This is a genomic window from Candidatus Synechococcus calcipolaris G9, assembly GCF_029582805.1.
GTDB classification, from domain to species: domain Bacteria; phylum Cyanobacteriota; class Cyanobacteriia; order Thermosynechococcales; family Thermosynechococcaceae; genus Synechococcus_F; species Synechococcus_F calcipolaris.
This window is the reverse complement of the sequence record NZ_JAKKUT010000001.1, coordinates 441,277-453,673: the sequence shown is the minus strand read 5'-3', so window position 1 is coordinate 453,673 and position 12,397 is coordinate 441,277. Positions and strand designations below refer to the sequence as shown.

The window sequence follows — 12,397 nt, the reverse complement described above, 5'->3', positions numbered from 1 at the left end:
CCTGCCTAAAGTAGGGAAATGCGCGACAACCTTTGTAAATACCTAGCAGAAAAATATCCTACCGCCTTTACCCAGTGGCTCCTCAAGGATTCCTCGGAAAATGTCTCAATCCTGAAAACAGAACTGAACTTGGAACCGATCCGTGCCGATTCCGTAACATTAGTACGAACCCAGAACTGTATTCTCCATTTAGAATTTCAAGTCGAGCCAGAGCCGACATTGCCTCTGCGGATGCTGGACTATTGGCTAAGAATCTATCGCAACTATCAATGTGAGATTATCCAGGTCTTGATTTTGCTACGGCGGACAAGGGTTCATGTGCCCGATGTGTTCGAGTTGCCGACGACGACCCATCGCTATCGCGTAGTTAAACTCTGGGAGGAAGACCCCAAACAATTTTTTAATATTCCCGCCCTATTGCCCTTTGCCGTCTTAGGGAAAACAAAAAACGAAGCAGCCCTATTGCAATCCGTCGCTAATCAAATTAGTCAAATTGAATCGGAGCAGTCTCGCCAAGAACTCAGTACCATCGTTCAACTATTGGCTGGGTTACAGTACAGTAAGGAGCTTATTGAAACCATTTTTCGGGAGGGGATAATGCGCGAATCTGTGATTTACCAAGACATTCTCCAACAAGGACGGCAAGAAGGACGGCAAGAGGGTCAACGGGAGGAAGCCTGTACGCTCATTCTGCGTCAACTCAGCCGCCGAGTGGGGCCCATCCCTGATACATTTGTGGCCCAAATCAATCATCATATCCCTAGAGCAATTGGAATCCTTGGGGGAAGCTCTGTTGGATTTCAGTGCCATATAATGACTTGGATCGGTGGTTGCGGACATTATCTTAATTAAGGTTCTTGCCGCTGCTGCATATCTTCGCCAGTTTCGAGGGGATTCAAGTTCTCTGTTTCCCCTAGGATGGGTCTTTCTTCAGGAGGAGGAGGTTCGGTGGTGGCCCCTGATCCCGACCCCGGTGTTGGGGTAGACTCGGGCTGGGCAACGGGATTGGCTTGGGAGGTAGCCAGTTGGTTTTGGGCATTCACAACCAGGGGTTCAATGTGTTGTCGCCAATAGTCTGAGCCTTCGGGAACTGGTTGGCCCAAGAGGGTGACTTTCTCCGTTAAGGCGATCGCTTCTTGCCAATTTCTCTGATCAAAAGCTTGACGAGCTTGGGTGAGGAGAATTTGATTCCGTTGCCCTTCTGCTTGCCAACTGGCGATCGCCGCCTGGGTGTCTTCATAGGTGGGGCTTTGCTCAGGGATGGCTTGGGCTAAACGCACAGCCTGGTCTAAATCTCCTCCCTGGTAGGCTTGATTAGCCTGGGACAGAAGCTGATCTGACCACTCTGCCATCCGCTGCTGTGCTGCTCGATAGACGGGATCCTCTGGTGGTATCTGCTCTAGGGCTGCAAGGGCTGCGGCCAAATCTCCCTGTTGTTCCAGCCGCTGGGCCGGGCCCAAACGACAGTCCTGAACCAGGGTAAGGGCCTGGGAATATAACCCATCCTCCTCAGGAATTTGTTGAGCCAGATCAATACAGCCTTGAAATTCTCCGGCAATGTATTTTTGTTTCGCCTGGTCCATGACCGTTTGCCATTGATTGTCCTGGGAACCACTGAAACCCGTCACCAGGGCGATCGCCCCCAACAGAAACAGGAGGCCAGCCCCACCCCAAAGAAGTAATCCCTGCTGATTTTGGATCAGAGACAACAGGGTTTTGGGATTACTTGGATTTTCAGATGTTTTTTTTGTTGAGGTTTTTTTGGTGACTGATGGGGTAGATGATTGGCGATTAGCTGAGATCGCGGATCCATTACTACCGGGTAGCCAGGAGTCCAGGTTTTCCAGTTGTTCTGGGGAGAGAAGTTCCCCATGGAGGGAATTGGGTAGGGTTGGCGTAATCGTTGCCGGCGGATCGGGGGTTTCTTCCGATACCTCTAATTCATTGGTTTGTAACTGAACACTTTCTGGTACATAGAAATCCGTGAGATGGAGGAGGCCCCGCAAAGCTTCCTTTGCATTGGTAAAGCGATTTTCTGGGTCGGGATCCACCATGCGGCTAATGAACGCTTCCAGTTCAAAATTTGCCAGAGCTTGGGCCTCCCAGATAATTTCACCACTGTTTTTATCGGTTTTTAGAGCTTCTAGGGGCAGTCCCGTTAAGGCACGAATGGCCAATAATCCAGCGGCATAAATATCGCGGCTATAGTCGGGGGTGACTGTTCCTGTTGCTGTATCCGTCGTATAGCCTGGAGTACTAACAGAAATGGTGACTAGAACCTGACCATCTGTTGTCACCACCTGTTTCTGAACTTGACGTACCGTTGCAAAGTCCACGAGCACAACCCGATTGTCCCGGTAGCGGCGCACTAAATTTTCCGGCTTCAAATCTCCGTGAACCACCCCTTGGGCATGGGCAAAACAGAGAATACCTAAGACATCTCGTAATAAATCCGTAACCTGGGTTTCTGTCCAGCGATAATCCTGTAGAAATTCCCGATCCATGGTGTGGCCTTCCACATAGTCATGGACGATATAAAATTCCTGATTGATTTCAAAGGATGCCACCAGACTGGGCATTTGATCATGGTGGGTTAATCGCCCTAAAAACTCTGCTTGGCGATGAAACAGTCCTTGCAATTGGGCCAAAAAATCGGGGGTGAGACTGGCGGGTTTTAGATGTTTAATGATGCAGAGGGGATTACTGGGGCGGCCGATGTCTTTGGCAAGGTAGGTATCTCCAAACCCCCCAGTTCCTAAAAGACGCAGGATATAATAGCGGTTATCCACAAGCTGATGATTCAGCCCCGCCCTGATTATCTTTTCGGAATTTTCGGCTATCTCCCCCGTCGAGAACACCGTTGGGCTACCTCAACTTATACGATGAACAATCCTGACTTTTGGGTCTATCTATATAAGTTAATTTTTTTTCCTGGAATTTGATGTTTTCTAGACTACCTAAGATTGATAGTGTGAAATGGGTCAGGATGAATTTCCGTTCTTTCCACTCTATCTTCCTTGCACCTTGATATCGTTGATTTACAAAGATAGACTACCTTTTCCATGAGGCTTTACGAGCTTACCTAAAAACTATGCCCATGGACAGAAAATAAAAGGGTAGTCATTGTAAAGGATATATAAAAACAGTACAAAATGAGATTGAACAAACTGTACTGGATACTATGCAACTAACCAAAGAACGAAAGACAATCACAGCCGTTTGAGTCCGTTTGAACTCGAAGCATCTGTTAAGATAGGCAACGGGTGACGTGAGTGACAAAATGCCTACGGCTGCTCAGCTAGAGAGTCTATACCGCGTTAGCTATCAGTTGACGTATGTCATGTTACAACCGATTCATCTAGTTTGTCTTGATCGTCGGACTGGCAACGTGTATGTCTTAGCCGGATATGGTGAATATCTTGAGTTTGAAATTGTGCCGAATGGAGAGGTGTTCTGATGAGTCAAGTGAATTTTGATGCCATGAGTGATGCCGAATTAAAACGGTACTTTCTGTCAAACCGCCAAGATCAAGCTGCTTTTCAGGCGTATTTGGATAGGTTCAGTCAGCGTCCAAAATCTCTCATTGCAAGCCCGAGCGATCCTGATTTTGATGCAAAGATTCAGGCAGCAATTAGGCAGAAATTAGAATCATCGCGTAGCAGCCAGCCAGCTAAGTAGATTGCATTATTCTCCAAAGACTAGTGAAGATGATCTTTTCTTCCAGATCGATAGGAACCATTTTCGTCTGTATAAGGCTTTTGGTTGGGCGACTAAGTCAACGATTGCTTTCTTTTAATGCACGGCACTTGCTTATACCGCGTTGTAGATCACAGGCATCTGTCCCCTCCACTCGTTCCATATCTCCTCCCTAGTGATTAAGTCAGCCATGAAGTGGGCAACGTTAATGCGACTGGTTAAGCCTGCATCAAAAATCGCGCTCCTAGTCGGTGAAGCATAGACCTCGTATGGTGTGACCTGATCCTCATTGATCAAATTGTCTGGACGAACAGCAACCCACGCGATCGCCCCGTCATTCTGTCCAATCTTAGTGCGTAGATAGTCCGCAGCCTGTTCATTGTCCAAATGGGGAGGCAAAAGCACACGAAGCAGCCAAATAACGCACTGTTGTCTAAAGGAAATCGGCTCCTGGCGATCGCGATTGCTATTACCCGCCGTGTTCATGAGTACAAATTTAGTTGGTTTATCTAACCTGTCTGACTGATCTAATTTATCTGATGCGTTGGCTTTAATGGCATTACATACTCGGCGCGTGGCATCCGTCACCAGTTTACGCGGATGACCAAAAATACCTTTCAAGGTCATATTATGCCCCAGGCAAAAAGCTACCGCGTCACAGCCGCCAACATACTGAGCGATCTCGTCATCCCTAAGTTCCAAAATACTGGCACAGATCACGGTTAAGCGATCGTGATTTATTAGGGCTTCGGGCAGCCTATGGGGCGATCGCACAATGACTCTGACATATTCACCCCGATCACACAACTCCCTTACTAGCAGCCTTCCAGTTGCACCACTTGCTCCAACCACAAGAGTCGTCATTGGCAATCACTTCCTGGGGACATATTTTTATCTGCTAGTAATATAACCTGATCTGATAAGCTTGAGCAACAGAGAGCGTTTCAAGACATCACTGATACCGCAAAAGGAGATCATTTTGTCTGCCTTAAATACAACCAAATCTCAAGATATTTTTACTGCTGCCCAAAAACTCATGCCCGGTGGCGTCAGTTCACCCGTGCGAGCTTTCAAATCCGTGGGTGGTCAACCGATTGTGTTTGACCGGGTGCAGGGAGCATCCATTTGGGATGTGGATGGAAATCAATACATTGACTATGTGGGCACGTGGGGGCCAGCCATTGTCGGCCATGCTCACCCAGAAGTCATTGCCGCTCTCCATGAGGCCTTGGATAAGGGAACCAGTTTTGGGGCCCCCTGTGTGTTAGAAAATGTCCTCGCCGAAATGGTCATTGCCGCCGTTCCTAGTGTCGAAATGGTGCGGTTTGTTAATTCGGGAACGGAAGCCTGTATGGCAGTCCTGCGACTGATGCGGGCCTTTACGGGGCGGGATAAAGTCATTAAGTTTGAAGGCTGTTACCACGGCCATGCCGATATGTTTTTGGTAAAGGCGGGGTCAGGGGTTGCCACCCTTGGATTGCCCGATTCTCCGGGCGTACCCAAGGCAACTACCGCCAGTACCCTAACCGCTCCCTACAATGATCTAGAAGCGGTGAAAAAGCTTTTTGCTGAGTACCCCGAAGATATTTGTGGGGTGATTCTTGAGCCAGTGGTGGGGAATGCCGGATTTATTGTGCCGGATCCGGGCTTTTTGGCAGGCCTGCGGGAACTCACCCAGCAGTATGGTGCCCTTTTGGTTTTTGATGAAGTGATGACGGGCTTTCGTTTAGCCTACGGCGGTGCCCAGGAAAAATTTGGGATTACACCCGATTTGACAACCCTAGGTAAAGTCATTGGTGGTGGGTTACCGGTGGGAGCCTACGGTGGCCGAGCCGATATTATGGCGATGATTGCACCTGCGGGGCCGGTCTATCAGGCGGGAACTCTCTCGGGGAATCCCTTGGCCATGACTGCCGGGATTAAAACCCTAGAAATCCTTAGTCGTCCTGGGGCCTATGAGCATTTAGATCGGGTATCGGCAACCTTGGTGCAGGGATTACTGGAATTGGCCAGGTCTGCGGGCCATGCCGTCTGTGGTGGCCATATTAGTGGCATGTTTGGTATGTTCTTTACCGCCGGGCCGGTGCATAGCTACGACGATGCTAAACAGGCCGATACTGCTAAATTTGCCGCCTTCCATCGGGGTATGTTGGAGCATGGGGTGTATTTAGCTCCGTCCCAGTTTGAAGCTGGCTTTACCTCCTTGGCCCATGGCGATCGCGAAATTGAAGAAACCCTGGCCGCAGCTAAGGCGGTCTTCAGTACGCTTTAAGCCGGTCTTATTTACGCAGGTTTTAAGTGGATTAGGCTGGGCCAATGGCCTCAACCATGGCTTCAAGGGCCAGGGCCACATGGGTCCAGTGGGTTCCCCCTTGGCAAAAAACCACGTAGGGCGATCGCAGCGGGCCATCGGCGGATAACTCGGCGGTACTGCCATCAATAAATGTGCCCCCGGCCATCACTAGGGGAGTGTCATAGCCGGGCATGGGAGCCGGAATTGGTTCTAGGTAGGAATCTACGGCGGAATAGCTCTGTAAGATTCGGCAAAACTGGATTAATTTTTCGGGGGTGCCTAGTTTGATCCCCTGAATCACATCGCGACGCGGCTCCCGAGGGGCTGGGTTGACCTCATAGCCCAATTGATCAAACACATAACCGGTTAAATAATTACCCTTGAGGGCCTCTCCCACCATCTGGGGGGCAAGAAATAGACCCTGGAAGAGGAGTCGGTGTTGCTCAAAGGTGGCCCCTCCCTCTCGGCCAATCCCCGGCGCGGTTAATCGACAGGCGGCAGCATTCACATAGTCTTGACGGCCGGCAATGTAGCCCCCTGCGGTGACAATGGTCCCCCCTGGATTTTTAATCAGGGAGCCAGCGATTAGATCTGCGCCAACGTGGGTGGGTTCCTGGGATGTGACAAATTCGCCGTAGCAGTTATCCACAAAGCAGACCACCTCTGGGTTTTGTTTTTTGATCAATTGGATTAACTGAGCAATCTGCTCTATGCCCAGACTGGGGCGCCAACTGTAACCACAGGAGCGTTGAATTAATACCATGCGAGTTTGGGGTTCAATGGCGGTGGCGATCGCTCCCCAGTCCGGTTCTCCCTGATCCGTGAGGGCAATTTCGCGGTAGCTAATGCCAAAGTCTTTCAGGGAGCCTTGGCCCTGGCCACGGGTACCAATCACTTCTTCGAGGGTGTCGTAGGGTTTACCGACCACAGCCAGGAGTTCATCCCCCGGCCGCAAAATACCAAACAAAGCCGCAGCGATCGCATGGGTTCCCGATACAAACTGTACCCGCACCATAGCCGCCTCCGCCCCCATCACCTCCGCAAAGACCCGATCGAGGACATCTCGTCCCAAATCATTGTGTCCATAGCCGGAGACACTGGCAAAATGATGACTGCCGACCTTGTGCTGACGAAAGGCCCGTAGAACCCGCCCTAAATTGGTCTTGACTTGACCATCAATCTCCGAAAAGATGGGAGCTAGTGCCCGCGCCGCTGATGGCACAATGGCTGAGTCCATGATGCGTTAACCTCATATTTGGTGTAAATCTTTTAGGTATCGCTATTGGGCGGTCTATCTCTGTTCAATTATTCTTTTTGGATTGATCTATGAGTTCAACGTCGAGTCCTGCATCTGCCTTACCGCCATCAAGTCTTATCCCCAACTGGAAAACCATTATTTTTATGGCCATTATCCACCTTGGGGCCTTACTTGTTTTTTTGCCTGGAACGTTTAGTTGGTCGGCGGTGGGATTAGCGGTTACATTTTATTGGATTACCGGTGGACTAGGAATTACCTTGGGCTGGCACCGACTCCTGAGTCACCGTAGTTTTCAAACCCCTAAATGGCTGGAATACGTGCTTGTATTTTGTGGAACCCTTGCCTGTGAAGGAAGTGTCTTTGAATGGGTTGGACTGCACCGTAATCATCATATTCATTCCGATACCGATGCGGATCAACATAATTCCCGCCAGGGTTTTTGGTGGAGTCACATGGGCTGGATGCTCTACGATATTCCCGCCAAGTCAGAAATTGAACGCTTAACCAAAGATATTAAGGATGATAAGTTTTATCAGCTCTTAAATAAAAATTTTATCCCCATTCAAATTGTCCTAGCTCTGCTGTTCTATGCCTGGGGTGGTCTTCCCTTTCTTGTCTGGGGTATTTTTGTCCGTTTAGTGGTGGTCTACCATATTACCTGGTTTGTCAATAGTGCCACCCATCAGTTTGGCTACCGGAATTTTGACTGTGCCGATGCTTCGACCAATTGTTGGTGGGTAGCCCTGCTCTCCTATGGGGAAGGTTGGCATAATAATCACCATGCCTATCCCCACTCAGCCCGCCATGGTCTCAAGTGGTGGGAGGTAGACTTCACTTGGATGACGATTCGCGTGCTCCAGGCCCTAGGCTTGGCTACCAAGGTTCGGTTAGTGGATACCAGTACCGCAACATCGATAGATGGCTAGAACGAATGGCTAAGGGGTACGCTTACCAGGGGCTATGGGGCGGATTAGGCGGCATGGGCCTCCTGTTGGCCCTAATGGGGGCGGGGCAGGCCAATGTCACCCCTGGGGGGATGCCCAATGCGGTGCGCCAGGTGCTAGAGACACCGACAACGGGGGATGTAATCTCCAGTCGCCACCCCTCCCAGTTGGGGTTAACGGTTCCTAGTTTATGGTGGAGCGTTGATCAGTTTGGTGCCGGGATCGTTGAATCTTGGCAAGCCCATCCCGTAGAGGATTGGGTGGGTGGGCGAGTCGATATGCTTGTTTCCGATCGCGAGTGGGCCCGCTATGGCTATTTTGAGCGATTTTCCCTGGTCAATCATTTGGGAACCAGTGCCAGTAATTATGGCTATCATCTAATCATTCGCGATCGCCGCCAAACGGTTTTAGGAGCCTATATCTGTGATTTTGCAGCGGTTACGGTTCCCTTTGTTCCCAATGTTCTAGACTCCCAAGGTCAGGCAGTACCAGATTTTGTTGGTAACAGGGCCTCCGATTTAGTGTGCCGAGTTTGGCTGAATCCCAATATTCCCATTAGTATTTTTTAACCCGTCGCATTTTTACCTCGTATTTATTAATCTCTGCCAAGATACCCTATGAATCCTCCCCCCCTCAGTGATGATGAACTGTTTCCAGAAAATGAGTCCGGGGCGATCGTAGATCATGACTTTGCCCAGTCCTTAGTACGGCAACGCATTCAACGCACCTTGGTGATTACAGAGACGGCCTTTCTAGCCAGTACCGCCGCCTTGATTTGGCTGATTAATTTCTACTTTCCGGTTGGGCCGCTATTACGGATATTTTTCCCTATTCCCATTGCCCTAGTGTATCTGCGTTGGCATCGACGGGCCGCTTGGATGGCCGCCATTGTCAGTGCCCTGCTTCTGTCCGTTTTAATGGGGCCGCCCCGGAGTTTGCAGTACCTTATACCCCATGGGATTATGGGCGTGGTCTTTGGTGGATGTTGGCGGAAACAGCAAAGTTGGGGGGTCTCCATCTTCTGGGGGGGCATCTTGGGCACGGTGGGTTTCTTTTTCCAAGTGGCCCTGATATCCTTACTCTTGGGAGAGAATCTTTGGATTTACTTTAATCAGCAAGTCACGAGCTTTATTGATTGGGCCCTAGTGCAGCTAAATATCTTACTGGTTTTAGACCTGTGGATGGTGCAGGGGGTGGCATTGCTGTTGGTTCTGATGCAATCTACGGTCTACGCCCTCATTGTCCATATCGTTGCCTGGATGCTCCTAGATCGCCTAGGCAATCCCATTCCGGATCCGCCCCCCTGGCTACAGGCTATTCTGGAAGAACCCGCAGATTGAGCGGACTATTGTTTAGTTTTTTGAATTCCCAAGGATTTTAATCCCCAAAATGTTAATCATCGTGATCATCAAAGGGATCCGCCAATTCCTTGGAGGGTGGGCCAAAGGATAGGTAAACTGAGTAAGCCGTAATACCTATACAGATGGCGGCAATGCTAATGCTAAGAACTGTTGCAGATTCCATGGGTATGTCTTAACTTGTGCAGGATATGCCTCTATAATATTACGAAACGTTAAAGTTCTGTTCATTAATCTCCTTAAGGCATCTATGGCAAGACGTACTTGGTTAGGCGATGTTCTCCGTCCTTTGAACTCCGAATACGGCAAAGTGGCCCCCGGTTGGGGTACAACTCCGCTCATGGCCGTCTTCATGGGACTGTTTTTGGTCTTTTTGTTGATTATTTTAGAAATCTATAATTCCACCCTGATTCTGGATGGGGTTGACGTGGGCTGGAAAGCTCTAGGGTAGCCATGAATTTTTTTGGCATTGGCCTACCAGAAATGGTGGTCATTCTAGTCGTTGCGCTGCTGATCTTTGGCCCGAAAAAACTCCCGGAAATCGGTCGTAGCTTGGGTAAGGCCTTGCGTGGCTTCCAGGACGCGTCCCGGGAATTTCAGGATGAAGTGAAGCGGCAGACAACGGCCCTAGAGCAGGATAGCGGGACGACCGAGTCAACCCCTTTGGAGTCTGAGTCAACGTCGTCCAAGGAACCCACTGCCTAGACCCATGGGCGACGCGATTCAACCGACCTTGATTGTTGGCCTGGGTAATCCTGGGGCCGAGTATCAGGCAACTCGTCATAACATCGGCTTTCGGGTGGTGGATGCCTTGGCGGCCCATTGGCATGTGTCGTTACATCCCCACAATCGTTTCCAGGGAGAGTATGGCGAAGGCCAGGTGGGAGGTCAGCGGCTGCGACTGCTTAAGCCCCTCACCTATATGAACCATTCGGGGCGATCGGTGCAGGCGGTTCTCAGTTGGTTTAAGTTGCCCATTTCTAGCCTCTTGGTGATCTACGATGATGCAGATTTACCCCTTGGACGACTGCGGCTGCGGTTGAGTGGCTCTACCGGCGGCCACAATGGCATAAAATCAATTATTCAGCATACCCATAGCCAAGACTTTCCCCGCTTAAAAGTGGGGATTGCCTATGGTTTACGACTGCAACAAACGGGGCCCCGCAATGCGGTTCCCTACGTATTGGGCAATTTTTCCCAGGCGGAACGGGATGCGTTACCAGAGGTTTTGACCCTAACGATTGCCGCCATTGATGTGGCCGTTAGAGATGGGGTAGAGACGGCAATGAATCACTATAACGGCAAGACAGTGGCGATCGCCGGCCCTTAAATTTTTTAAGCTTATGGACATTGGTATTGTTGGTTTGGGCTTGATGGGCGGCTCCCTAGGGCTAGATTTCCGTGCCTTGGGGCATCGGGTTCTGGGGGTGAGTCGGCGATCGCAGACCTGGCAACGGGCCCTAGAACGAGGGGCCATTGATGCCGGAAGTACGGATCTGGGGATTTTAAGCTCCAGTGAGGTGGTATTTCTCTGTCCTCCCTTGGGGCAGATGGTGTCCTTGGCACGGCAAATCATTCCCCATTTGAATGCCAATGCCATCTTGACGGATATTGGCTCTGTGAAGGGGGCGATCGTACCCCCTCTGGAACAACTTTGGCCCCACTATGTCGGCGGCCATCCCATGGCAGGGACGGCGGAAACGGGCATTGAAGCGGCCCAACATCACCTATTTGCGAATTGTCCCTATGTGTTAACCCCAACGGAGCGGACTAACCCGGCGGATGTGGAGACCCTAGCTACCCTGATCACATCCTTGGGAAGTCGGTTATATCGGACAACTCCAGAAACCCACGATCTTGCCGTGGCTTGGATCTCTCATTTACCGGTGATGGTGAGTAGTGCCCTGATTTTAGCCTGTGCCAACGGGGGCGATCGGGATATTTATGAATTAGCTCAAGACCTAGCTAGTTCGGGGTTTCGGGATACGAGCCGCGTTGGCGGGGGAAATCCAGAGCTAGGGCAAATGATGGCTCAGTTTAACCAAGGGGCATTACTGGGCTGCCTAAAGACCTATCGCCGCTCCTTGGAGGATTTAATTCTGCAAATTGAAGCGGAGGCATGGGATGATCTCCGCGATCGCCTGGCCATGGCCCAAAGAGAAAGGCGGCAATTTGATCTTGATTAATTTTTATAACGTTCCCAATCAGCGGCGGCAGATAATCCTAAACTCACCGCCAGCGACGTTCAACTATCCGCTGCATTGGGGCTGTTAGCTTGCGTCCGGTGCTACTCTATCTGTCGTTCTCTCCAGTAATCAGGTCTACGCCTTCCATGGGCAATTGCAATGACCCAAATGCAATCTTCAAGCTCTGCGTAAAAAACTAAGAAAGGAAACCTTTGAATTACATACCGACTTAGGCCTGTGACTTTGTAGACTGCTCCTAAATTTGGATTCTGTTGAATCCTACCGAGAGCTTGTTCGACTTCCACTAGAAAATCAAGTCCTAAACCTGCCTTTTGATCTTCGTAGTAGGCAACTCCGGCATCTAGCTCCTCAATTGCTTCGCTATGAAGAATGACAGGCTTCACAAATATTTCTCTCTTAGATCAGTGAATACTTGGTTAGATGGTTTACCGGAGGCAGCATCTTCGTTGATTTCTTGCATCCGTCTCATTAACTCAACATCCCAAGTACTCTCAACGTCATAATCGACCTCCTCATCTAACGAATGAATGAGGAAGTAAGCAAGCTCTGCACGATCCTTAACAGAGAGTTGAGAAAGCTCAAACTTCAGCCTTTCCGCTGTTTCTGTCATTTTACCCCTCCTGTTAACCTACCTAATCTAA

At 50.0% G+C, this 12,397-nt stretch carries 17 protein-coding genes; 11 read left to right on the top strand and 6 right to left on the bottom strand.

The window, feature by feature from the left end:
* The first annotated feature begins 18 nt into the window (after positions 1-18).
* Entirely contained in the window at positions 19-852 is an 834-nt protein-coding gene (locus tag L3556_RS02315) for an Rpn family recombination-promoting nuclease/putative transposase (RefSeq protein WP_277865690.1), read from the top strand.
* Here the strand turns inward: L3556_RS02315 and L3556_RS02310 are convergent.
* Entirely contained in the window at positions 849-2,789 is a 1,941-nt protein-coding gene (locus L3556_RS02310) for a serine/threonine protein kinase (protein WP_277865689.1), read from the bottom strand. The genes L3556_RS02315 and L3556_RS02310 overlap by 4 nt on opposite strands.
* Before the next feature lie 491 nt (positions 2,790-3,280).
* Between L3556_RS02310 and L3556_RS16255 the strand changes: the two genes are divergently transcribed.
* Together L3556_RS16255 and L3556_RS02305 are read left to right on the top strand one after the other, a co-directional pair.
* On the top strand, positions 3,281-3,457 hold the full coding sequence (locus tag L3556_RS16255) for a DUF6888 family protein (RefSeq protein ID WP_422110742.1): 177 nt from the start codon (positions 3,281-3,283) through the stop codon (positions 3,455-3,457).
* Complete coding sequence (locus L3556_RS02305; protein WP_277865688.1) at positions 3,457-3,678, top strand: DUF6887 family protein; 222 nt, start codon at positions 3,457-3,459, stop codon at positions 3,676-3,678. Before L3556_RS16255 ends, L3556_RS02305 begins: the two co-directional genes overlap by 1 nt.
* Before the next feature lie 132 nt (positions 3,679-3,810).
* Here the strand turns inward: L3556_RS02305 and L3556_RS02300 are convergent, their stop codons facing one another.
* Complete coding sequence (locus L3556_RS02300; RefSeq protein WP_277865687.1) at positions 3,811-4,560, bottom strand: NAD(P)-dependent oxidoreductase; 750 nt, start codon at positions 4,558-4,560, stop codon at positions 3,811-3,813.
* Between the two features lie 115 nt (positions 4,561-4,675).
* On the opposite strand from L3556_RS02300, the gene hemL reads away from it, so the two are divergent.
* Complete coding sequence (gene hemL, locus L3556_RS02295) at positions 4,676-5,968, top strand: glutamate-1-semialdehyde 2,1-aminomutase (protein WP_479682435.1); 1,293 nt, start codon at positions 4,676-4,678, stop codon at positions 5,966-5,968.
* Positions 5,969-5,999: 31 nt separating this feature from the next.
* On the opposite strand, the gene L3556_RS02290 is transcribed toward hemL, so the two are convergent.
* Positions 6,000-7,226: a methionine gamma-lyase family protein gene (locus tag L3556_RS02290; RefSeq protein ID WP_277865686.1), complete on the bottom strand. Its 1,227-nt coding sequence runs from the start codon at positions 7,224-7,226 to the stop codon at positions 6,000-6,002.
* 89 nt (positions 7,227-7,315) lie between these two features.
* Between L3556_RS02290 and L3556_RS02285 the strand changes: the two genes are divergently transcribed.
* Genes L3556_RS02285 through L3556_RS02275 form a run of 3 tightly spaced genes read left to right on the top strand, consistent with a single transcriptional unit; the run spans position 7,316 to position 9,531 of the window.
* A complete protein-coding gene (locus tag L3556_RS02285) occupies positions 7,316-8,173 on the top strand; it encodes an acyl-CoA desaturase (RefSeq protein ID WP_277865685.1) in 858 nt (285 codons plus the stop codon).
* Between the two features lie 5 nt (positions 8,174-8,178).
* Positions 8,179-8,760, top strand: coding sequence for a hypothetical protein (locus tag L3556_RS02280; RefSeq protein WP_277865684.1), 582 nt, complete (start codon positions 8,179-8,181; stop codon positions 8,758-8,760).
* Between the two features lie 48 nt (positions 8,761-8,808).
* Complete coding sequence (locus L3556_RS02275) at positions 8,809-9,531, top strand: DUF2232 domain-containing protein (RefSeq protein WP_277865683.1); 723 nt, start codon at positions 8,809-8,811, stop codon at positions 9,529-9,531.
* 52 nt (positions 9,532-9,583) lie between these two features.
* Here L3556_RS02275 and psbN read toward each other — a convergent pair whose 3' ends face one another.
* On the bottom strand, positions 9,584-9,715 hold the full coding sequence (gene psbN, locus L3556_RS02270) for a photosystem II reaction center protein PsbN (protein WP_277865682.1): 132 nt from the start codon (positions 9,713-9,715) through the stop codon (positions 9,584-9,586).
* Between the two features lie 84 nt (positions 9,716-9,799).
* On the opposite strand from psbN, the gene psbH reads away from it, so the two are divergent.
* Genes psbH through L3556_RS02250 form a run of 4 tightly spaced genes read left to right on the top strand, consistent with a single transcriptional unit; the run spans position 9,800 to position 11,735 of the window.
* Positions 9,800-10,000 carry a photosystem II reaction center phosphoprotein PsbH gene (gene psbH / locus L3556_RS02265; RefSeq protein WP_277865681.1) on the top strand — a complete coding sequence of 67 codons (201 nt, stop codon included), beginning with the start codon at positions 9,800-9,802 and terminating at the stop codon, positions 9,998-10,000.
* 2 nt (positions 10,001-10,002) lie between these two features.
* Entirely contained in the window at positions 10,003-10,254 is a 252-nt protein-coding gene (locus L3556_RS02260) for a TatA/E family twin arginine-targeting protein translocase (RefSeq protein ID WP_277865680.1), read from the top strand.
* Between the two features lie 4 nt (positions 10,255-10,258).
* Positions 10,259-10,879: an aminoacyl-tRNA hydrolase gene (gene pth / locus L3556_RS02255; protein WP_277865679.1), complete on the top strand. Its 621-nt coding sequence runs from the start codon at positions 10,259-10,261 to the stop codon at positions 10,877-10,879.
* A gap of 13 nt (positions 10,880-10,892) precedes the next feature.
* Positions 10,893-11,735, top strand: coding sequence for a prephenate/arogenate dehydrogenase (locus L3556_RS02250; protein WP_277865678.1), 843 nt, complete (start codon positions 10,893-10,895; stop codon positions 11,733-11,735).
* A gap of 101 nt (positions 11,736-11,836) precedes the next feature.
* Here L3556_RS02250 and L3556_RS02245 read toward each other — a convergent pair whose 3' ends face one another.
* Together L3556_RS02245 and L3556_RS02240 are read right to left on the bottom strand one after the other, a co-directional pair.
* Positions 11,837-12,139, bottom strand: a complete 303-nt coding sequence (locus L3556_RS02245; RefSeq protein ID WP_277865677.1) for a type II toxin-antitoxin system RelE/ParE family toxin — start codon at positions 12,137-12,139, stop codon at positions 11,837-11,839.
* Positions 12,136-12,366, bottom strand: a complete 231-nt coding sequence (locus tag L3556_RS02240; RefSeq protein WP_277865676.1) for an addiction module protein — start codon at positions 12,364-12,366, stop codon at positions 12,136-12,138. The genes L3556_RS02245 and L3556_RS02240 overlap by 4 nt, the downstream gene beginning before the upstream one ends.
* Positions 12,367-12,397 lie beyond the last annotated feature (31 nt).